We start from the raw sequence: 20893 nt of genomic DNA on the forward strand, positions 1-20893 counted from the left end.
CAGTCCGTTCCGGCATGAGCACACCCACAAATCACGCTCATGCCGGTTCTTCACATCAAGGGAAAAAACCATGAGCGTTAGTCATCTTCGTCATGCGGTCGCGGGGGCCGCGCTTCTCGCCTTCACGGGTTTTGCGGCGCTGTCGGTTACGCCGGCCCTTGCGGCCGACACGGAACTGAATGTGTATAACTGGTCGGACTACATCGCGAAGGATACGATTCCGAACTTCGAAAAGCAGGACGGCATCAAGGTCAAATACGACAACTACGATAGCGACGACACCTTGCAGGCCAAGCTGCTCGCCGGCAGCTCGGGCTACGACATCGTGGTGCCGACCTCGAACTACATGGCCAAGCAGATTCAGGCCGGCGTGTACCAGAAGCTCGACAAATCGAAGTTGCCGAACCTCGCGAATCTCGACCCCGTGCTGATGAAGATGATTGCCGACGCGGACCCGGGCAACCAGTACGGCGTGCCTTGGGCATACGGTACGGACGGCATCGGTTACAACGTGCAGGCCGTGCAGAAAGCGCTCGGCGCCAATGCACCGGTTGATAGCTGGGCACTGGTTTTCGATCCGGCCAATCTCTCCAAGCTGAAAGGCTGCGGCGTTTCGATCCTCGATCAGGCCGTCGACGTGTTCGCCGCCACGCTGCAATACATGCACAAGGATCCGAACAGCACGAACCCCGCCGACTATCAGGCCGCGTTCGAAGTGCTGAAAAAGATCCGCCCGTATATCACCCAATTCAATTCGTCCGGCTACATCAACGACCTCGCCAATAACGACGTGTGCGTCGCGCTGGGCTGGTCGGGCGACGTCGGCATTGCCAGCCGCCGCACCGAAGAAGCCAAGCGCTCGTACCAGATCAAGTTCTCGAATGTGAAGGAAGGCGGCCTGCTGTGGTTCGACGTGATGGTGATCCCGAAAGACGCGCCGCATCCTGAAGCCGCGTTGAAGTGGATCAACTACATCTCGGACCCGAAGGTCAACGCCGCGATCACCAACGAAGTGTTCTACCCGACCGCGAACAAGGCCGCACGTCAGTTCGTGACGCCGGCTGTCGCACAGGACAAGACCGTTTATCCGGGCGATGAAGTGTTGAGCAAGATGACGCTCATGAAGCCGATGCCGACCGACATTCTGCGCCTTGAAAACCGTCTTTGGGCGCAGCTTAAAACCGGCCATTAATCCAGTCATTCAAATCGATTATTGATCCCGCGCTCAGGGATCGCTCGAACCCTGAGCGCATGAATAGCAGTAACGGTAGTCAGCCTGCGCGCTTTTTTTAAAGTCCCATCCGCGCGCAGTCCCATGTTTTCCGATCGCAGCGCACGTTGCGAGACGCTTCCCGCGCCTCGTATGGAGACACTTGCGCCCGCGATCCGCAAGGAACGGTTACATCATGAACTCGACGACCTCAAAAAGCGCAGCCGGCGCCACCCAGATGGCCCGCCCCGCAGTGACGACAAAATCGAAATCGGACGAATTCGTTCGCATTGAAAATGTCGTGAAGAAATTCGGCGACAGCACCGCTGTCGACAGCGTCAACCTGAGCATCGCCAAGAACGAGTTGTTCGCGCTGCTCGGCAGCTCCGGCTGCGGCAAGTCCACGCTCCTGCGCATGCTCGCGGGGCTCGAGACGGTGACCTCCGGGCGCATTTTCGTCGACGGCGAAGATCTCGCTGCGATGCCGCCGTACAAGCGGCCGGTCAACATGATGTTCCAGTCGTACGCCCTCTTCCCGCACATGAGCGTGGAAGCGAACATCGCCTTCGGCCTGAAGCAGGAAGGCACGCCGAAGAACGAGATCAAGGAACGCGTCGCCGATGCGCTCAATCTCGTGCAGATGAGCAAATACGCGCAGCGTAAGCCGCACCAACTGTCAGGCGGCCAGCAGCAGCGTGTGGCGCTCGCGCGTTCGCTCGTCAAGCGCCCCAAGCTCTTACTGCTCGACGAGCCGATGTCGGCGCTCGATAAAAAGATCCGCCAGAAGACCCAGCTCGAACTCGTGAACATCATCGAGAAGGTCGACGTGACCTGCGTAATGGTCACGCACGATCAGGAAGAAGCCATGACGATGGCCGGGCGCCTAGCCGTGATGAGCGAAGGCCGCATCGTGCAGATCGGCTCGCCGAGCCAGGTCTATGAGTTTCCGAATAGCCGCTTCTCCGCCGAATTCATCGGCTCGACCAACCTGTTCGAAGGCACGGTGGTCGCGGACGAACCGGATCACATTTTCGTCGAAAGCGAAGACCTCGAATCGCATATCTACGTGAGCCACGGCATTACCGGGCCGCTCGGTATGCCGGTGGGCATCTCGGTGCGTCCGGAGCGCATCAAGGTATCGCTCGACAAACCGTCGACGCCGCACAACTGGGCGCGCGGTGTGGTTTCCGATGTCGCGTACATGGGCAGCTATTCGCTGTATCACGTGCGTCTGCCAAGCGGCAAGACCGTCGTGTCGAATCTCTCCAGCTCGCACCTGATGGCCGAAGGTGCGCCCTCCTATAACGACGACGTGTTCGTCTACTGGTCGCCGGCTAGCGGCGTGGTGCTGACGCAATGAGCAATCCCACTACCTCCTCCCCCGCGGCGCTCGGTGCGCCGTCCGGCAGCCGCCTGTTCGGCTCGCTGAAAAAACGCCTGTCGATGCTGGTACCGTCGGGCCGCACGACCGTGATCGGCGTGCCGTTCCTCTGGCTCACCGTGTTCTTCGCGTTGCCGTTCGTGCTGGTGCTGAAGATCAGTTTCGCCGATCTGCGTCTCGGCATTCCGCCGTACACGGATCTCGTGTCGATCAAGGACGGCATGGTGCATTTCGCCATGCAACTCAGCCACTACGCGTTCCTGCTGCAGGACGACCTGTACGTCGCCACGTATCTCAGCTCGCTGAAGATGGCCGCGGTCTCGACCTTCTTCTGTCTGCTGATCGGCTATCCGATTGCGTACTACATCGCGCGCTCGGAGCCGACCAAACGCAACCTGTTGATGATGGGTGTGATGCTGCCGTTCTGGACGTCCTTCCTGATTCGCGTCTACGCGTGGATCGGCATCCTGAAGGACGACGGCCTGCTCAATCACACGCTGATGGCGATGGGCATGATTCATTCGCCGTTGCGCCTCTACCACACGGATATTGGCGTCTATATCGGCATGGTCTATTCGTACCTGCCCTTCATGGTGATGCCGCTGTATGCGCACCTCGTGAAGATGGACCTGACGCTGCTCGAAGCCGCTTACGACCTCGGTTGCAAACCGTGGACCGCGTTCACGCGCATCACGTTGCCGCTCTCCAAGAACGGCATTATCGCCGGCAGTCTGCTGGTGTTCATTCCGGCGGTCGGCGAATACGTGATTCCGGAACTGCTCGGCGGCGCCGACACGCTGATGATCGGCCGCGTGATGTGGGATGAATTCTTCAACGATATGGACTGGCCGATGGCATCCGCCGTCACCGTTGCGATGGTGCTACTGCTGCTCGTGCCGATGGCCGTGTTCCAGTACTACCAGGTCAAGGAACTGGAGGGCGCGAAATGATCAAGCCTAATAAGACGCTTTCCAATAGCGTGCTGACGTTCGGATTTCTGTTTCTCTACATTCCGATCATCAGCCTGGTGGTGTATTCGTTCAACGAGTCGAAGCTCGTCACGGTGTGGTCCGGCTTCTCGCTCAAATGGTACGGCGCGCTCTTGCAGGACGGCGAACTGCTGAACGCCGCATGGCTTTCGCTGAAGATCGGCCTGTTGACCGCGTGCGCCTCGGTTGTGATCGGTACGTGGGCCGGTTTCGTGCTGGCGCGCTTCGGACGCTTTCGCGGCTTCACGCTGTTCGCCGGCATGATCAACGCGCCGCTCGTGATTCCTGAAGTGATTCAAGGCATCTCACTGCTGCTGCTGTTCGTCGCGCTCGAACAGATGCTCGGCTGGCCGAAGGGGCGCGGGCTCTTCACGATCTGGATCGGCCACGTGATGCTGTGCGTGTCGTATGTGGCGATCATCGTGCAATCGCGTGTGAAAGAGCTCAACAAGTCGCTCGAAGAAGCCGCGCTCGATCTCGGCGCCACGCCCTTCAAAGTGTTCTTCCTGATCACCCTGCCGCTGATCTCGCAGGCGCTGATGTCGGGGTGGCTGCTGTCGTTCACGCTGTCTTTCGACGACCTCGTGCTCTCCGCGTTCCTCTCCGGTCCCGGCTCGACCACGCTGCCGCTCGTGGTGTTCTCGCGTGTGCGTCTCGGCCTGAATCCGGAAATGAATGCGCTAGCCACGATCTTCATCACCACGGTGACGATCGGCGTGATTGCCGTGAACCGCTGGATGCAGTTGCGCGAACGCAAGCGCAACCGCGACATGCAAATGGCTTTCGCACTCGCCGAAGCCGCCGACCCCTTGCCCGCGGCACCACAACAAGCCGCCGTACGAAAGTCGCTCGATACGGCACGCGCATAAGAAGTCCTTTCGCAATACGACCAATAAGGAGAATTTGAATGAGAAAGAAGCTTATCTGTCTGTTGGTGGCGGGGAGTCTGCCTGGCATAGCCATGGCGGACGCCACCAGCGACCAGATCAAGGCGCTCCAGGCGCAACTGAATGCACTGCAAAAGGAGGTGAAACAGTTGCGCGCCGAAGTCGCCACCAAGCCGAAGGCAGCCACCGCGGCGACGACTGCGGCCCCTGCCCCGGCGGTGGTGGCCGCGCCGGTGGATGTCTCGTCGCCTGATTACGGCAAGGCTCAGGCGACGCTGACCAACGACGACGTGACGGCGATGAAGCAACAGATCGCCAATCAGCAGTTGAAGGTCGATTCGCTCGAAGACGCGGCGCAGACCGGACCGATCGCCGGTTTGTCGGTGACGGGCTATATCGATCCGACCTACCTCTACAACCGTGCGCAGAGCAGCTCGTCGTTCCTGTTCGCGAACCACGAAAGCAGCTACAACTACTTCAACAGCACGTTCGGCGATCTGTACCTCGATATCAAGAAGACCTTCGGTGTCGGCCCGATGGCGCCGTCGGCCGAGATCACCTTGATGCCGAACCGCGGCAACGGCATTACGCTGCTGCAGAACTCGCACGGCGATATCGGCAACAACATCCTGAACACGGCCGTGGTCAATGTGCCGTTGACGGCGACCACGACACTCGTGGCCGGTTTGATCCCGAGCTTCGGCGGCTATGAAGTGCAGCAGTCAAATCAGATGCTCACGCTCACGCACAACCTGCTGTACGACTTCTCGGATCCGGGCAGCTATGTCGGGATCGGCGCGAACTACACCGCCGGCAACTGGGCGTGGAAGTTCTTCCTCGGCAACGAACAGTACCGCACGTTCGGCGCAGTCACGCAGACGGGCACCAACGCACTGGGCGATCCGATCACGACCAGCAACAAGATCCCGACCTTCACCGCACGTACCGACTACACGTGGTCGAGCGCACTGGATATCGGCGGCTCGTTCAACATCGGCCGTCAGACCTTGCCTAGCTCGATCGACGCGAACGGCGCGGTCAGCTACGGCGTAGGCGGCCAGTCGCCGAGCTCGGGCGGCACGTTCTTCTTCACCGAAGCCGACCTGACCTACACGCTCGCCGACGTGCAGTACAACGCCGAACTCGACTACGGTCAACAGCAGAACGCCGCGTACAACGGCGGCCAGGCACAGTGGTATGGCCTGTCGCTGCTCGCGCACCGCAAGTTCAATCTGCCGGTGGTGGGCCGTATGGGCGCGACCGTGCGTTATGACCTGCTGGTCGACAGCAAGAACGGCGGCGGCGGCGGTGGCATCGCGCTGAACGGCAACGGCATGGACACGGCGAACGGCTTCGGTATCGGCGCGGACTGTCTCGCCAATTCGCAGGCGAACGGTGGCCTCGGTTTCGAATGCAAGGGCGCGACCCGCCAGGACGTTTCGCTCGACCTGCTGTTCTATCCGACCCAGCAGATCACGGTCAAGGTGGAATACCGCCACGACTGGGCCAACAAGCAGGTGTTCCTGAAGAACGACGGTTCGTATGGCAAGTCCAACGACCTGCTCGCGACCCAGTTCATCTACTCGTTCTAATCCGACTTGCCGGCGCGTGGCCTTGCTGTCGAAAAAGGCCACGCGCACAGGCTCTTTCCGCATGCTCTGCCTATGCTCCGATTCTCGAACCAGCCTCACGTCGCCTCGTACTACGCCGCCACCGCCAACGACACCACCCGCCATCCCGCGCTCGACGAAACGATTACCGTCGACGTTTGCGTGATCGGCGCTGGACTGACCGGCATTTCCGCGGCGCTCAATCTTGCCGAACGCGGCCATTCGGTCGCGGTGCTCGAAGCATCGAAAGTCGGATGGGCGGCGAGCGGCCGCAACGGCGGCCGGTTGATCGGCGGCTTTGCGTGCGACATCGACACGTTCGCGAAGTACATGCCCGCGGACGACGTGAAGCGTGTTTGGGACATGGGGATCGAAACCCTCGACATCGTCAAGGAACGCGTCGCCAGGCATCAGATCGACTGCGATCTGACTATCGGCTATCTGACCGCGGCGAATAAACCGCGCGATACCGACGCGCTGCAAAAATGGCGTGACGAAGCGCAACAGCGCTTTGGCTACGACCGCTTCAGTTACGTCGACGCCGACAGCGTGGGCAACTATGTGCAGTCACAGCGCTATCTGGGCGGCCTGTTCGACGCGGACAGTGGCCATCTGCATCCGTTGAATTACACGCTGGGTCTGGCGCGCGCGGCGCGCGAGGCCGGCGTGCGGATTTTCGAAGACAGTTGCGTCACGTCCTTGCGTGAAGAAAACGGCCGGCATGTCGCCGAAACCGCGCGCGGCCAGGTGCGGGCGCGCTTCGTCGTGCTCGCCTGCAACACGTACCTCGGACAGCTCGCACCGGACGTGGCGAACAAGATCATGCCGGTCGGCACCTACGTGATCGCCACCGAACCGCTCGATCCCGATCGCGCCGAAGCGCTGATGCCCGCCAAAGCCGCCGTGTGCGACAGCCGCTTCGTGCTCGACTACTTCCGCCCCGCGCCCGATAACCGCTTGCTGTGGGGCGGCAAGGTGAGTTATTCGAAACTCGCGCCGCGCAATCTCGGCGAAGCGATGCGCCGCGACATGCTGAAAACTTTCCCGCAACTCGACGATGTGAAAATCGACTATGCGTGGGGCGGTTTCGTCGATATCACCATGAACCGCGCGCCGCATTTCGGCCGGCTCTCGCCGACCGTGTACTTCGCGCAAGGCTTCTCGGGGCACGGCGTGAATACCACCGGTCTCGCGGGTAAACTGATCGCCGAGGCGATCGACGGCCAGGCCTCGCGCTTCGATCTGTTCGGCAAGATTCGTCACCGCGACTTCCCCGGCGGCGCTACACTGCGCACCCCTGCCCTCGTACTCGCGATGGCCTGGTATCGAATGAAGGACCTGCTTTGATGAACGCTGCGACTCCCGGCCTCAACACACTTAACACGCTCGACCGCCGTGCCGATGCGCTGATCGCCAACTCCTACTACGAAGCGAGCGCCGCCCGTCCGCTCGCCGACGACCCGACGCTCGACGGCTCGCTGGAAGCCGACGTGTGCGTGATCGGCGCGGGCTTCTCCGGTTTGTCGGTGGCGCTGGAGTGCCGGGCGCGCGGTTTGTCGGTGGTCGTGCTCGATGCGCATCGTCCCGGCTGGGGCGCGTCGGGCCGCAACGGCGGGCAGACGCTGGTGGGTTTCGCGAAAGACGAGATCATGGAGCGCCAGCTCGGTCTCGACGGCGCGCGCGCCGCGTGGGCGATGTCGGTGGAAGGCGTGGCGCTGGTGCGCGAGCGCATCGAACGCTACGGCATCGACTGCGATTTCACGTCCGGCTATCTGACGGTCGCCACCAAACCGAAACGCGTGCCCGATTTGCGTTCGTGGATGGAAGCGGCTTCGCAACGCTGGGGCTATACGAAACTCTCGTGGCTCGATACCGACGAGGTCCGTTCACGCGTCGCTTCGAAACGCTACCTGGCCGGGGTCTACGATCCGTTTTCCGGCCATCTGCATCCGCTCAAATACTGCCTCGGTCTCGCGGAGGCGGCACGCCGCGAGGGCGCGCAACTGTTCGCGCATTCGCCGCTGGTCGAGGTCGTGCGCGGTACTCGGCCTGTCGTGCGGACTGCTCGCGGTGAAGTGCGCTGCCGTTTTGTCGCGGCGTGCGGCAACGCCACGATCGGTGACGTGCTGCCCGCGCCGGTGGCCGCGCGCATCGCGCCGATCGCGTCGTATATCGTTGCAACCGAACCGCTCGGCAAAGAGCGCGCGGATGCGCTGATCAAAGGGCGTGAGGCGATTTGCGACAACAACTTCTTCCTCGACTATTTCCGTTTGTCGGCCGACCATCGCGTGCTGTTCGGCGGGCGGGCGAGTTCGACCGGCGCTTCACCCGTGCAGCTTGGCGAGGAGATTCGGCAGCGCATGATCGGCGTGTTCCCGCAACTCGGCGATGTGAGAATCGACTATGCATGGGGTGGCTTTGTCGACGTGACGCGTAATCGCGCGCCCGATTTCGGGTCGATCGATCCGAATTACTTCTATGTGCAAGGGTTCTCGGGGCATGGCGTCGCGTTGACCGGTATTGCCGGGCGCGTGGTTGCCAAAGCGATGGCGGGTGAGACGGCGGCCTTCGATCTGTTCGCGCAGTTGCGGCACGCGCGCTTTCCGGGCGGGCCGGCGTTGCGGGGGCCGGCGCTAGAACTCGGGATGATGTATCACCGGATTCTGGAGTTGTTTTAGGCCTCGTCGCATGGTGGGGGCGGTCCGCCGCCCCAAGTAAACGGCTGCTACGCAACCGTGTCGATGTTAGTCCCCGTATGGTCGAAGCGGAACGGTGCTGAACCGTTTTGCGCCGACGAGTCGGATGCGGACGCATCGAGCACCGCCTGACTATTCGCCGCTTGAGTCGCGTCTCCGGCCGCAGCACCGGATTCCACAGCACCCGACTGTTTGGAGGTGGCTTCAGCTGCGGCAACCGTTCGAAGCATCTCCGCATGGGCCGTAGCCGCCGACGCCGAGGAAGCGCCCGTATTCGTGATCTGCGTGATGTCCCGCTGCAAGGCAGTAATCTGGCTGGTGAGCATCATGACGCGCGCATGATTCTCCGGCGACTGCCCCGCCGTTTTCCACGCCTCTTGCAGTTGTTTGCTGAGCGCTTCCATCTGCTTCTTCAGGCTTTCGACGTCGGGCGTGCTATCAGCGCTGTCCTTTTTCGGGTCCCACGGGTAAGGAACGGGGGTATCGGTGGTCGCTGAAGTAGAGCTGACTCGCATGGAAACCTCGTTTATAACCTCGAACGCGCATCAAGGCCCGCTCAGAATATGCGGCGGGTATTATTGGGTAGAAAGCCGGCCGTCAGATTACCAGAAAACCGCTGTTTTCAAGTATTTACCCTCCGATCTCGCCGGAATCACGCGCTCTGCTATCGTGCCGTTTGCGCTGCTGAAGCTGAAAGATCCGAACGGCATAATCAAGTCACAAAAGCCAACCGCTTTACTATTGTTGATCCTCAACAGCATACTGTTACATCTATGTGTATTCCGCTTTTGAGGAGGCGCCGATGACCATTCAACTCACTCGCCAATTCGCATCAAAATTCGCCAACCTCGCGCTCGCCCATCTCACGCGCGAATACCCGAACAAGCTGACGCATTCGCTCGCCGGACCGCAAGACGTGCAGGGTCCGCGTGCGCTGCATCCGATTTTTTACGGCAGCTACGACTGGCATTCGTGCGTGCACGGCTACTGGTTGATTCTGCATCTACTCGAGCGCTTTCCCGATTTGCCTGAAGCGGCCCGCATCGTCGCGGTGGTCGACGAGCATTTCACTGCGGCAAACGTGGCCGGAGAACTTGCGTATCTCGATCTGCCGCACAACCGCGGTTTCGAGCGTCCGTATGGCTGGGCCTGGCTGCTCGCGCTCAGCGCGCAACTCAATTCGCTGAAGCTCTCGGAAGCCGCGCGCTGGTCGAAGACCTTTGCGCCGCTCACCAAGGCGTTTGTCGAACGTTTCGAGGAATTCCTGCCGAAAGCGACCTACCCGCTGCGCGTGGGCACGCACTTCAACATGGCCTTCGCGTTGGCGCTGACGCTGGATTTTGCACGGCAAACGTCGCGTGATTCGCTGGAAGCGCTGGTCGTGAATACCGCGGAACGCTGGTTTGTGAACGACGTCGCGTGTCAGGCATGGGAACCTGCCGGTGACGAATTCCTCTCGCCTTCACTCATGGAAGCCGAGTTGATGCGCCGCATCTTGCCGCCCGCGCAATTCGTCGACTGGTTCGGCCGCTTTCTGCCGGATCTCGGCGTGAAAAAGCCCGCCACGCTGTTCGAACCCGTTACCGTGACGGATCGTACCGACGGCAAGATCGCTCACCTCGACGGCCTCAATCTCAGCCGCGCATGGTGCCAGCGTTCGCTGGCGCGCGCACTGCCCGCAGGCGATATCCGCCGGACGGTATTGTTCGATGCAGCCGAGCGGCATCTGCAAACCGCGCTGCCCCACGTGGCCGGTGACTATATGGGTGAGCACTGGCTGGGCACATTCGCCACGCTTGCATTGGAAGCCTGAATAAAGGCCTGATTCACGGCTTAGAATCGAACTCAACTCAGCGGCATGGTCCGCTGAAAATACGAAAGCGGCGCCGCACACGCGAAACGGTTTCTCCCACCAACCGATTCGCGCGGCGAGCGCCGCTTTTCCATGATTGCGTCGATCCAGAGCCGCTTCCTGCGGCTCAGCCGGCGACCGCGCCGGCTTCCAGGATTTACTGCCCCGTCAGCTTTTTAGGCTTCGGTGGCGCCTGGACCTTGTTGTACTGGAACTCGGGCGTCGCCTTCAGTGCGTCCTTGGTGGCGCCGGCCAGATAGAAATTCCCCTCGCGGATGTCCAGCGCCGCGATGGGCACCGCCACGTCGTGCGACGCTACGCCCAGGAAACCGCCAGCTGAGACGATGGCTGCGGACAGCGAGCCGTCCGGTGCGATCACCAGATCGCGGACCGTGCCGATTTTCGCGTTCTGGTCGTTGTATACCGATTTGCCGAGAATGCTCTTCTTCACACTCCAGCCGCTCAGCAGTGCATTCGACTGCTCGACCGTGACGCTCAGCGGTTGCGTGCCGGCGACTTGCGCCTGTGCACCGAGGCTGGTTGCAGCTACTGCGACGACAACAACAAGTTTGCCCAATGTCATATCGTTCACTCCACTCTTAGTAGACTTGACCGGCGCATGGCGTGCGCCGAAAGGAATCGCTGCACCACGATCATACAGACTGCGCGGCACGGCTGCATCCAGCATGCAGGAAGGCCGCACGCGGGCACCGCATCGAGCCTGCACGGCAACGCTCGGGGATGGCGTCACGGCCCGCGGCGCATGGCGGTAAAATCGCGCAAGGCGATCACGCCGGTTTTAGAGGTGGCAGTTTGACTGAGCTTGAACAGGGTTTCATTTTGACCCGACATTGGCGGGACACGCCCGCCGGCACGGAGGTCGACTTCTGGCTGGCAACGGACAGCGGGCCCCGGCACGTCCGCCTGCGCCCTCAACCTTCGGTGGCGTTCATTCCCGCCGAACATCGCGAGCGCGCCGAGACGATCCTGCGCCGCGAAGCGCCGCTCGATCTACGAACGCTCGATCTGTGCGACTTTCAGCATCGACCGGTCATGGGACTTTACTGCCCGCAGCACCGGCAATTGACGGGCTTCGAGAAACGCCTGAAACAAGGCGGCGTCGACGTCTACGAAGCCGATATCTTTCCGCCCGAGCGCTACATGATGGAGCGCTTCATCACGGCGCCGGTGTGGTTCAGCGGCGACAGCGACACACAGAGCACTGGACACCGCGGCCCGCTCCTGAACAGCGAACTCAAGCCGGTCACTGGCTATCGTCCGCCCTTGAAGCTGGTGTCGCTCGATATCGAAACCAGCGCTCACGCCGAGTTGTATTCCATCGCGCTGGAAGGTTGCGGGCAGCGCCAGGTGTATATGCTCGGACCGCCCAACGGCGACGCGAGCTCGCTCGACTTCGACCTCGAATACTGTGAAACCCGCGCACAGTTGCTGGAAAAACTGAACGTGTGGCTGGAGCGGCATGACCCCGATGCGATCATCGGCTGGAATCTGGTGCAGTTCGATCTGCGTGTGCTGCAGCAGCATGCCGAACAATATCGCGTACCGCTGCGGCTCGGCCGTGGCGGTGCGGTGATGGAATGGCGCGAGCACGGACTCAAGCAGAACCACTTCTTCGCCGGCGCCGCCGGACGGTTGATCATCGACGGCATCGAAGCGCTGCGCTCCGCAACGTGGAGTTTCCCTTCGTTCAGTCTCGAACATGTCTCGCGCACGGTGCTAGGCGAAGGCAAGGCGATCGACAATCCGTATCAGCGCATGGACGAAATCCAGCGCCGCTTCGACGAGGACAAGCCCGCGCTCGCGCGCTACAACCTCAAGGACTGCGAGCTGGTCACGCGCATCTTCGCCAAAACGGAGTTGCTGCCGTTCCTGCTGGAACGTGCGAGCGTCACCGGTTTGCCAGCGGATCGCAGCGGCGGATCGGTGGCGGCGTTCACGCATCTGTACATGCCGCGCATGCATCGGCAAGGCTATGTCGCGCCCAACCTCGGCGATGTGGCCGGTGCCGCGAGTCCTGGTGGCTTCGTCATGGACTCGCGCCCCGGTCTCTACGATTCGGTGCTCGTGCTTGACTATAAGAGCCTGTATCCGTCCATCATTCGCACCTTTCTCATCGATCCGGTCGGCCTCGTCGAAGGCATGCTGAATCCCGCCGACGATCAGTCGGTGCCGGGCTTTCTCGGTGCGCGCTTCTCACGCACGCGCCATTGTTTGCCGTCGATCGTCGGGCAAGTCTGGCAAGGCCGCGAAACGGCCAAACGCGAGAACAACAAGCCGCTTTCGCAGGCATTGAAGATCATCATGAACGCCTTTTACGGCGTATTGGGATCGACCGGTTGCCGCTTTTTCGATCCACGCCTCGCGTCGTCGATTACCATGCGCGGCCACGAAATCATGCATGCCACGCGCGAACTGATTCAGGGCGAAGGCTACGAGGTCATTTACGGCGACACGGATTCGACCTTCGTGTGGCTGAAGCATGCGCACAGCGAGGAAGATGCGAGCCGTATCGGCCGCGCGCTAGTCGACCATATCAACGCGTGGTGGCGGCAGAATCTGCGGGAGCGGTTCGGGCTCGAAAGCGCGCTCGAACTGCAATTCGAGCGCCACTATCGGCGCTTCTTCATGCCGACGATTCGCGGCGCCGAGGAAGGCAGCAAGAAACGCTACGCGGGTCTCACCGTTTTGCCGGACGGCAGCGAGGACATCGTCTACAAAGGACTCGAAACGGTACGCACGGACTGGACGCCGCTTGCGCAGCAGTTTCAGCAGGAACTGTACCGGCGCATCTTCACGCAGCAACCGTATCAGGACTACGTGCGCGATTATGTGCGCGACACGCTCGAAGGCAAGCTCGACGATCAGCTCGTGTATCGCAAGCGCCTGCGCCGGCCGCTCGAAGAATACGAGCGCAACGTGCCGCCGCATGTGCGCGCGGCGCGTGTGGCGGACGAATTCAATCGGCGGCAAGGGCGCCCGTTGCAATACCAGAACGGCGGCTGGATCAGCTATGTGATGACGGTTGCCGGACCCGAGCCGCTGGAAACGCTGCGCTCGGCAATCGATTACGAGCACTATCTGACGCGGCAATTGCAGCCCGTCGCCGACGCTATTCTGCCGCTGCTGCGCGACGACTTCACGACCTTGATGTCAGGCCAGAAGCAGTTGTTCTGAGGCGGTGCTAGCATCGAGCGTATCGACGCAACGCACAGGTCACGCATGAACGAGTCGAAACTGAACGCGGCAGACGAGCTGAAAGATCAGGCGCAAACCACCGCAGATCGCGTGTTTTCACACGGTGCGCTCAGTCTCGGACTCACCCTGCCGATGCTGCGCGCCGGCACGATCGTGGCCGATTTCGACGAGCAACTGGCGCTCGCACGGCTTGCCGACGAACGCGGCTTTCGCGCACTCTGGATACGCGACGTCCCATTGAACAGCGCGGACTACCCGGACCCCGTCGGCCACCTCGACCCGTGGGTGTTGCTCGGCGCGCTCGCCGCGAACACGCGGCGTATCGCACTCGTGAGCGGGGCCATCGTGCTCACGCTGCGTCATCCGCTGCATATCGCCAAAGCGGCGCTGTCCGTCGATACGCTCAGCCATGGACGCTTCATTCTGGGTCTGGGTTCAGGCGACCGCCCACCGGAATATGCCGCATTCGGGCGCGATTCCGACGAGCGGCGCGAACTGTATCGCAGTCACTGGGAGACGGTTGCCGCCGCGCTCGGCGAACCGTCGCGCGTGATTCCCGATCGCACGCCTGAGGGCGCGCCGACCTTTCAGCTGCTGCCCGAGAATTCGCACGCAGTGCCGCTGCTTGCCGTCGGTTCGGGCGGTCAGAGCGTCGACTGGATCGCGCGCCATTCGCTGGGGTGGATGACCTATCATCGCGAACCCGACGCGCAGCGCGCCCGTTACAGCATGTGGCGCGCCGCCGTCGAACGCGTGGCGCCCGAGGCCTTTCGCGCGTTCGGTGTCGCGATGCGGCTCGAACTCAGCAGCGATCCGCATGAGCCGGCTCAGGCCGTGTCGCTCGGCTACCGGACCGGCCGGCATGGGTTGATCGACATACTCAAAGCGCTACGCGCGGACGGGACACATCACGTGACGTTCAATCTGTCGTCGGAGCGTCCCGTCGCCGAGGTCATCAATGAACTCGCCGATGAGGTGTTGCCGCGGTTTCATCAAGAGAAATAGAAAGCGCGTTGCGCACACCTGCTTCGACTCACGGCGTGGACGGGCGGTCCGTGTCGTACAGGCGGTCCGGGATGAACACCGCGGTCACGCCGCTCAGGAAGAACACCGCGCCGACCACAAGGAAGCCCAGACCGATGGAGAACTGTGTGGCCAGGAAGCCGATGACGATAGGCGCCGCGCCCGAGCAGAAACGGCCCAGGTTGTAGGAGCCGCCCACAGCAGTGCCGCGGATCGAAGTGGCGAAACTCTCGGACATGAAAGTGCCGATCGTGCCCAGCGGTACGCCGTATAGAAAACCGAAGAAAAGCATGAGAACGGCAATGTTCTCTCGCGTATGCCAGAAGACGATCACCGGCAGAAAAAGCGCGGCGCCCACGCAGCCGAAAATATACACACCACGCCGGCTCCAGCGGTCGCCCAGCCAGCCGGCGAAAATCTTGCCGACGAAGGCGACGACGTAAGTGCCGATCATGTACCCGGTCAGCGCGCTGAACTTGATATGCAGCTCTTTTTCGAGGTACGTCGGTAGCCAGTTATTCAGGCCATAGAACCCGGAAAGAATGAATACCGAGGTCAGGGTCCACAGGATAAACAGGGTTCGTGTCTGCCGATTGCTGAAAATCACGTGGTAACGGCTGTCGCGCCATCGACGTTGGCTCGTGCGCTCGACGGCGTGGCTCGCCTGCCAGCTAGCCGGCTCGGGGACCGCGAACTTGATCGCCAAGGCAAACACTACGGGCAGCGCCGACACGTAGTAGAGCGTGCGCCAGCCGTAGTGCGGCAATATCCAGCTGCTCAGCGCAATCACGACGATGTAGCCGGCCGAAATGCCGGTCTGCAATGCGCCGAGAATCAGCGAGCGCCGTTCCGTGGGCACGTATTCGGCAACCAGCGTCGTGACCAGCACCATAGAGCCGATGCCCAACGAACTGATGAAGCGGACGATCGCGAATTCCACAAAGCTGTGCGTGAGCCCGAGCAGCCCCGCACCGAGCGAAAAGAGCGCCAGCGCCCAGACCACCACCCTCACCCGCCCTATGCGGTCACTCGCCCAGCCGCCGAGAATCCCGCCGACGGCCATGCCCAACAACGTCAGGCTGCCCAATGCTCCAGCCTGGACATTGCTCAGCCCGAAGTCGTCCTTGATTCGCGTCAGCGTGAGGCCGTACATCATGACGTCGGCGCCATCGGCCATGAGCGCAAGATAGCCGAGAATGAAAACAAGCAGCCAGCGGCCTTGCGATATGGAGGCCTGGCTCACCGGTGACGCGGTTGCAACACGATGGGTAGTGGTCATGTCAGAGAGGAGTCAAGCTGCTGGCGGATATCGTATTGCGCGAAATGAGAGCGGGCGCCAGGAAGGAACCGATCAGTAATCCCAACTCTTCGTGACTCGTCGTGTACCAGCTCTCCTGATGCGTCAGGTTCATGGTGCCGATGCACACGCCGTCGTACGCGATCGGGATGTTCAGGATCGATCCGAGGCCCATATTGGTCATCACGGTGTGATCGTCGAACGCTTCACGAATGCCTTGCGGCGTCTCCGCACGAAATGGCTTGAGATCGTGCAGTATCTGTCTGGCCCACGCAGTGCCCTGTTTTTTCTTGCGTCCACCAATCGGATAGACGTCGGGCATGTTCGTGTAGACGCGTTCCACCTCCTGGTTTCGCGCATCGTAGGACATGATCGTGAACAGGCTGAAGCCGATTGCGCTTGCCGCCACCTCGTGAACGGCGCGGAAAATCGCCATCGGCTGACCCTTGAGCCGCATGGCCTTCGCGAGATGCTCAAGGTTCGAAATGTCCAGCGCTTGTGGAACTGGCGGCGCAGTTTCGATCCGGTTGCCTTGCATAGTCTGTACGGGAAGTTGGCAAATCACGGCATTCAGCCGTGTAGTTCAGTGGAATTGAGCGGGCCTCGAACATCCTGCGTGCGCCCGAGTTCCTCGGCCTCGATGTCTTCGAGCGAGCGGTTGCGAGTCTCGATACCCAGGAAGAAAACCACACACGCCCCGATGAGCAGAACCGTCGTGGTCATGGCGAACACGCCGAGGAATCCGAGCACGGGATAGACGAGGCCGACCAGAATGGGTGCGCTCACCGAGCCGATGCGGCCGAACGATGAGGACGATCCGGTGCCGGTGGTGCGCACCGCTGTCGGGAATACTTCGGGGGTGTACGCATACACGCCTGCGAATGCACCGTTCATGAAGAACGACAGGCATATGCCCGCGACCATGATCCCGATTCCGGTGTGAGAGAACGCAAGCGCGATCGCCGCGATACCTCCCAACAACATGTACGATGCGACCACGGCCTTCCGGCCGATCCGTTCATTGAGCCATGCGGCCGAAAAATATCCCGGAATCTGCGCCCCATAGATCGCGATGGAATAGCCGAAGCTCTTCGTCATGGTGAGCCCCTCCTTGAGGAGCAAGCTCGGAATCCAGGAGAAGAACGAGTAGTACGCGAATGCAACCGAGAACCACATCAGCCAGCTTACCGCCGTGGTGCGCGCGAGTCGCGGCGACCACAACGTCAGCACGTTCTGCAACGCGCTACCGCTCGCACGCGCCGATGCGGGAATCATGCCGGCGGCGGCGGCAGGCGGAAGATGAATGCCTTTACCGGCAAACCATGACTCGATCGTGCTCACGATGCTGTTCGCTTCATCCGTTCGCCCCTGGCTCTCGAGCCATCGCGGCGACTCAGGCAGCGTCCTGCGCCACCAGAGCAGCATCACGACGGGCAACGAAGTCACCACGGCCAGGTAGCGCCAGCCATCGACAAAATTTCGCACCACGACGAAGCCGAGGATGGATGAACTCAGATAACCGAACGACATGAAGCCGACCAGCGCGCCGCAAAACATGCCCCTGTAACGACGCGGCACGAATTCCGCAAGGAATGGCGCGATCACCACCGTCTCCGCGCCGGACCCAAATCCCGCGACGATGCGCAACGCGAAGAACGTGTGCCAGTCCGTAGCAGTGGCACTCGCGAGCGACGCGACACAGTAGATTGCCAGCGCCGTCATCATGATTCGGCGACGGCCGATCAAATCGGCGAATACGCCTGACAGAAAGGCCCCGAAGAAGTAACCGATATAGGTGCTGCTCGCGACGAGCCCGGTCTCGGCGCTCGTCAGGTGCCATAGCTTGCTCACGACCGGCAGCAGGAACGCGAGCGACGATGAATCGAGTCCATCGAACAGATACCCCAAGCCACCGATGAGCAGGAGTTTCCGATGAAAGCCCGACAACGGAAGTCGTTCAAGACGAGCGGCTATGGCAGACACGGTAACTTTCTCCCAGGAGGAATGGACACGAGGTCCGCAATGCCGACGTTATCGCCCGACCGCATAGGCCTGCATCTGGCGAGGCGTCGCGGCGCCACGCATCAGACCGTTTCTGATCCCGACCGCGCAGACCCGCCCCAGCGCCCACGGTTCGGCCACGGTCAGGTCGTGCCCACGCGCGCGCAACTCGGCGAGGGTGCTTTCCGGAAAACGGGACTCGGCGGACATCTTGCCGAGATGCATCGCGCGCGGATAGAACGAACCCGGAAAGTGCGCCGTCTGGAACGAGGGCGAATCCGCGGCGGCCTGAAAGTTCATGCCGGCGTGCACGTGTTTGAGGAATAGCTGGAGCGACCATTGATCCTGCTGGTCGCCACCGGGCGTGCCGAACGCCGCGTAGGGCTTGCCTGCGCGAGTAACCAGCGTCGGCGATAGCGTCGTGCGCGGACGGCGCCCCGGCCCGAGCGACGAAGGCAGACCCTCTTCCATCCAGAACATCTGCGCGCGCGTGGTGACATTGAAGCCGAGACCGGGCACCGCCGGCGACGCTTGCAGCCAGCCACCCGAAGGCGTGGCCGACACCATGTTGCCCCAACGGTCGACGACATCGAGATGAACCGTATCGCCTCGCAGTTCAGGTAACGGAGCGAACGTCGGTTCGCCCTGGCCGAAACCGCCGGACTGTTCCTTGCCGGCCAATGCCATGATGCGCGCAGCACGCTGCTCGCTGTCGCCCAGCGTGCCGGGACGGAATTCGAGTGACGCCCGGCGCGGGTCGATCAGCCGACGACGCTCGTTGTTGTAGGCGTCGCTCAGCAGCACATCCATCGGCACGTGCGCGAACGCAGGGTCGCCGTAGAACACATCGCGATCGGCGAACGCGAGCTTCGAGCATTCGATGATCGTATGGACGAAATCCGGGCCCATCGGGTCCATCGCCGCGAGATCGAAGCCCTTGAGCAGCGCGAGCTGCTGCAGGAACATCGGCCCCTGGCCCCACGGACCGGTCTTGTGGACGCGCAGATCCCCATAGTCGTATGAAACGGGGTCCTCATAGGACGGTTCCCAGCGCGCGAGATCGCCGGCGTCGAGCAGGCCGCGGTTGCGCTGACCCGACGTATCGAGAACGGCGGTCGAACCAAAGTACTGGTCAATGGCGTCAGCCACGAAGCCGCGATAAAAGACCTCGCGGGCGCGTTCGCACTGTTCGCCGCGGTCACGCCGGGTGTTCGCTTCTCGCAGAATGCGCTTGTACGTGTTGGCAATGGCCGGATTGGCGAACAGCTGGTTTGGCATCGGTGCGTCGCCGTCGCGCAGCCATTGCTCGGCCGAAGTCGGCCACTCGGTCCGGAAGAAATCCTTGATGGCGAGGATCGACGAAGTCATGCGCGGCAGCACCGGATAGCCGTTTTCCGCATAACCGATCGCGTAACTCAACACGTCCTCGAGCGGCAACTGGCCGTAATCGCGCAGCATGGCCATCCAGGCGCCGAATGCACCGGGCACCACGGCAGGCAACAATCCCGTACCCGGAACCACTTCCAGCCCTAACTTCCGCATGCGCTCGATGGTCATGGCCGCGGGCGTCACGCCCTGCCCGCAAAGCACGCGCACGCGATCTTCGCGCGCGCTGTAGAACACCACCGGGAGTTCGCCGCCCGGACCGTTCAGATGCGGCTCGACGATCTGCAAAACAAAACCGGCGGCGGCCGCTGCATCGAATGCGTTACCGCCTTTCTCGAGCACGGCCATGGCCGACGCGCTGGCGAGCCAGTGCGTGGAGGCCACCATGCCGAATGTGCCGATCAGTTCCGGGCGGGTTGTGAACGACATGCGCTGCTCCTTTGCGATCGCGGGCGACTGGCAGCTGAACCAATCACCATAGGTACGAATTAGATAAAGGTTAAAGATACGGCCAAAGCCAATCAGTCTTACCTGATGCTAACCCGAAACCTCGTTGTAACAAACCGGGTCAAAATAATTTCTGGAAACTGCGGGTCACGGCGCGCCAAATCTGCTACCGTTGATACCAATGATCATTGGTTCGGCCGAAGACAATGGAAAACATGGCACTGGAAGGGTTACTCGGCTATATCGCCGGCCATCAACTCAAGGACGGCGACGCGCTGCCGCCGGAAAGAAAGCTGGCCGAAGACCTTGGCGTCAGTCGAAGGGAACTGCGCGCGGTGCTGGCTTCGCTGGAGGCGTCAGGCCGGGTCTGGCGCGGTGTCGGGCGCGGTACCTATCTGGGCGCGCGGCCGCTGAAGTTCGGTCCCACGCTGCGTGGATTGCGCGCGGGAACCAGTCCGGCGGATATCGCCGAAATGCGGTTGCTGTTCGAACCCGCACTTGCGGAACTCGCCGCTACGAAAGCCAGTTGGGATGATCTGCTGGAACTGGAAAAGTGCGCACGTAAAAACGCCGCCGCAAAAAACGACGAAGAGTGGCAACAATGGGATCATCGCTTTCATTTGCTGATCGGCCAGGCCACCCGTAATCCCGCACTCATCGCGCTGATGGAAGTCATCAACGGCATGCGTGTGAAACCGGACGTGCGTGAGAAGACGGTGGCCCAGGAAACCCGGCAGTATTTCGCCCAACAGCATCAGGCTATCGTCAATGCCATGAAAGCCCGTGATGGAGAGACAGCGGCCCGATGCATGCGCGAGCATTTGCTAAGTGTTCAGGGGCGTGCATCCGCCAGAGTGGGCGGGCTCTCGGATCAACAGGTTTGACGTAGCGGTCGCCT

The 20893-nt window shown here is 61.6% G+C and carries 18 protein-coding genes; 12 read left to right on the forward strand and 6 right to left on the reverse strand.

Going from position 1 to position 20893, the window contains the following annotated elements:
* The first annotated feature begins 70 nt into the window (after positions 1–70).
* The 7 genes from P0D80_RS16470 (at position 71) to P0D80_RS16500 (ending at position 8755) form a co-directional block, all read left to right on the forward strand.
* Positions 71–1192 (forward strand): polyamine ABC transporter substrate-binding protein, encoded by a 1122-nt coding sequence (locus tag P0D80_RS16470; RefSeq protein WP_132377569.1) that lies wholly within the window; start codon positions 71–73, stop codon positions 1190–1192.
* 214 nt (positions 1193–1406) lie between these two features.
* Positions 1407–2570 carry an ABC transporter ATP-binding protein gene (locus tag P0D80_RS16475; RefSeq protein WP_408285346.1) on the forward strand — a complete coding sequence of 388 codons (1164 nt, stop codon included), beginning with the start codon at positions 1407–1409 and terminating at the stop codon, positions 2568–2570.
* The gene (locus P0D80_RS16480) at positions 2567–3541 is read left to right on the forward strand and encodes an ABC transporter permease subunit (protein WP_408285348.1); all 975 of its coding nucleotides are present in this window, start codon (positions 2567–2569) and stop codon (positions 3539–3541) included. The genes P0D80_RS16475 and P0D80_RS16480 overlap by 4 nt, the downstream gene beginning before the upstream one ends.
* Complete coding sequence (locus P0D80_RS16485; protein ID WP_408178201.1) at positions 3538–4449, forward strand: ABC transporter permease subunit; 912 nt, start codon at positions 3538–3540, stop codon at positions 4447–4449. The genes P0D80_RS16480 and P0D80_RS16485 overlap by 4 nt, the downstream gene beginning before the upstream one ends.
* A gap of 38 nt (positions 4450–4487) precedes the next feature.
* Entirely contained in the window at positions 4488–6059 is a 1572-nt protein-coding gene (locus P0D80_RS16490; protein ID WP_408178202.1) for a DUF3138 family protein, read from the forward strand.
* Between the two features lie 72 nt (positions 6060–6131).
* Positions 6132–7424 (forward strand): NAD(P)/FAD-dependent oxidoreductase, encoded by a 1293-nt coding sequence (locus tag P0D80_RS16495; protein WP_408285351.1) that lies wholly within the window; start codon positions 6132–6134, stop codon positions 7422–7424.
* Positions 7424–8755, forward strand: coding sequence for an NAD(P)/FAD-dependent oxidoreductase (locus P0D80_RS16500; protein WP_408285354.1), 1332 nt, complete (start codon positions 7424–7426; stop codon positions 8753–8755). The genes P0D80_RS16495 and P0D80_RS16500 overlap by 1 nt, the downstream gene beginning before the upstream one ends.
* A gap of 47 nt (positions 8756–8802) precedes the next feature.
* Here P0D80_RS16500 and P0D80_RS16505 read toward each other — a convergent pair whose 3' ends face one another.
* On the reverse strand, positions 8803–9177 hold the full coding sequence (locus P0D80_RS16505) for a hypothetical protein (RefSeq protein ID WP_408285356.1): 375 nt from the start codon (positions 9175–9177) through the stop codon (positions 8803–8805).
* Between the two features lie 109 nt (positions 9178–9286).
* Here P0D80_RS16505 and P0D80_RS16510 point away from each other — a divergent pair, with 109 nt between their 5' ends.
* Entirely contained in the window at positions 9287–9565 is a 279-nt protein-coding gene (locus P0D80_RS16510) for a 5-oxoproline transporter, DUF979 family subunit (RefSeq protein ID WP_132377577.1), read from the forward strand.
* 10 nt (positions 9566–9575) lie between these two features.
* Positions 9576–10586, forward strand: coding sequence for a DUF2891 domain-containing protein (locus P0D80_RS16515; RefSeq protein WP_132377578.1), 1011 nt, complete (start codon positions 9576–9578; stop codon positions 10584–10586).
* 196 nt (positions 10587–10782) lie between these two features.
* Here P0D80_RS16515 and P0D80_RS16520 read toward each other — a convergent pair whose 3' ends face one another.
* Positions 10783–11208 carry a PRC-barrel domain-containing protein gene (locus tag P0D80_RS16520; RefSeq protein WP_012426540.1) on the reverse strand — a complete coding sequence of 142 codons (426 nt, stop codon included), beginning with the start codon at positions 11206–11208 and terminating at the stop codon, positions 10783–10785.
* Between the two features lie 230 nt (positions 11209–11438).
* Here P0D80_RS16520 and P0D80_RS16525 point away from each other — a divergent pair, with 230 nt between their 5' ends.
* Both P0D80_RS16525 and P0D80_RS16530 read left to right on the forward strand, forming a co-directional pair.
* A complete protein-coding gene (locus P0D80_RS16525) occupies positions 11439–13820 on the forward strand; it encodes a DNA polymerase II (RefSeq protein ID WP_408285362.1) in 2382 nt (793 codons plus the stop codon).
* 45 nt (positions 13821–13865) lie between these two features.
* Positions 13866–14846, forward strand: a complete 981-nt coding sequence (locus P0D80_RS16530; protein WP_408285365.1) for an LLM class oxidoreductase — start codon at positions 13866–13868, stop codon at positions 14844–14846.
* 28 nt (positions 14847–14874) lie between these two features.
* On the opposite strand, the gene P0D80_RS16535 is transcribed toward P0D80_RS16530, so the two are convergent.
* The 4 genes from P0D80_RS16535 to P0D80_RS16550 are packed head-to-tail and all read right to left on the reverse strand — an operon-like array spanning position 14875 to position 19977.
* Positions 14875–16143, reverse strand: coding sequence for an MFS transporter (locus P0D80_RS16535; RefSeq protein ID WP_408285368.1), 1269 nt, complete (start codon positions 16141–16143; stop codon positions 14875–14877).
* A gap of 1 nt (position 16144) precedes the next feature.
* Positions 16145–16699, reverse strand: coding sequence for a GAF domain-containing protein (locus P0D80_RS16540; protein WP_408285371.1), 555 nt, complete (start codon positions 16697–16699; stop codon positions 16145–16147).
* Between the two features lie 32 nt (positions 16700–16731).
* The gene (locus tag P0D80_RS16545; RefSeq protein ID WP_408285374.1) at positions 16732–18144 is read right to left on the reverse strand and encodes an MFS transporter; all 1413 of its coding nucleotides are present in this window, start codon (positions 18142–18144) and stop codon (positions 16732–16734) included.
* A gap of 48 nt (positions 18145–18192) precedes the next feature.
* Positions 18193–19977, reverse strand: a complete 1785-nt coding sequence (locus P0D80_RS16550) for a gamma-glutamyltransferase family protein (RefSeq protein WP_408285376.1) — start codon at positions 19975–19977, stop codon at positions 18193–18195.
* A 224-nt stretch (positions 19978–20201) separates the two neighbouring features.
* Here P0D80_RS16550 and P0D80_RS16555 point away from each other — a divergent pair, with 224 nt between their 5' ends.
* On the forward strand, positions 20202–20879 hold the full coding sequence (locus tag P0D80_RS16555) for a FadR/GntR family transcriptional regulator (RefSeq protein WP_408285379.1): 678 nt from the start codon (positions 20202–20204) through the stop codon (positions 20877–20879).
* Positions 20880–20893: the final 14 nt, after the last annotated feature.

Source organism: Paraburkholderia sp. RL17-373-BIF-A, assembly GCF_046030175.1.
Classification (GTDB): Bacteria; Pseudomonadota; Gammaproteobacteria; order Burkholderiales; family Burkholderiaceae; genus Paraburkholderia.

Bases quoted from the DNA above. Each gene is read 5' to 3' on its own strand.
- P0D80_RS16540 (WP_408285371.1), bottom strand. From the start codon at position 16,699: ATGCAAGGCAACCGGATCGAAACTGCGCCGCCAGTTCCACAAGCGCTG.
- P0D80_RS16505 (WP_408285356.1), bottom strand. From the start codon at position 9,177: ATGGAAGCGCTCAGCAAACAACTGCAAGAGGCGTGGAAAACGGCGGGG.
- P0D80_RS16530 (WP_408285365.1), top strand. From the start codon at position 13,866: ATGAACGAGTCGAAACTGAACGCGGCAGACGAGCTGAAAGATCAGGCG.
- P0D80_RS16555 (WP_408285379.1), top strand. From the start codon at position 20,202: ATGGAAAACATGGCACTGGAAGGGTTACTCGGCTATATCGCCGGCCAT.
- P0D80_RS16490 (WP_408178202.1), top strand. From the start codon at position 4,488: ATGAGAAAGAAGCTTATCTGTCTGTTGGTGGCGGGGAGTCTGCCTGGC.
- P0D80_RS16480 (WP_408285348.1), top strand. From the start codon at position 2,567: ATGAGCAATCCCACTACCTCCTCCCCCGCGGCGCTCGGTGCGCCGTCC.
- P0D80_RS16475 (WP_408285346.1), top strand. From the start codon at position 1,407: ATGAACTCGACGACCTCAAAAAGCGCAGCCGGCGCCACCCAGATGGCC.
- P0D80_RS16520 (WP_012426540.1), bottom strand. From the start codon at position 11,208: ATGACATTGGGCAAACTTGTTGTTGTCGTCGCAGTAGCTGCAACCAGC.
- P0D80_RS16470 (WP_132377569.1), top strand. From the start codon at position 71: ATGAGCGTTAGTCATCTTCGTCATGCGGTCGCGGGGGCCGCGCTTCTC.
- P0D80_RS16510 (WP_132377577.1), top strand. From the start codon at position 9,287: ATGGAAACCTCGTTTATAACCTCGAACGCGCATCAAGGCCCGCTCAGA.
- P0D80_RS16500 (WP_408285354.1), top strand. From the start codon at position 7,424: ATGAACGCTGCGACTCCCGGCCTCAACACACTTAACACGCTCGACCGC.
- P0D80_RS16515 (WP_132377578.1), top strand. From the start codon at position 9,576: ATGACCATTCAACTCACTCGCCAATTCGCATCAAAATTCGCCAACCTC.
- P0D80_RS16535 (WP_408285368.1), bottom strand. From the start codon at position 16,143: ATGACCACTACCCATCGTGTTGCAACCGCGTCACCGGTGAGCCAGGCC.
- P0D80_RS16495 (WP_408285351.1), top strand. From the start codon at position 6,132: ATGCTCCGATTCTCGAACCAGCCTCACGTCGCCTCGTACTACGCCGCC.
- P0D80_RS16485 (WP_408178201.1), top strand. From the start codon at position 3,538: ATGATCAAGCCTAATAAGACGCTTTCCAATAGCGTGCTGACGTTCGGA.
- P0D80_RS16550 (WP_408285376.1), bottom strand. From the start codon at position 19,977: ATGTCGTTCACAACCCGCCCGGAACTGATCGGCACATTCGGCATGGTG.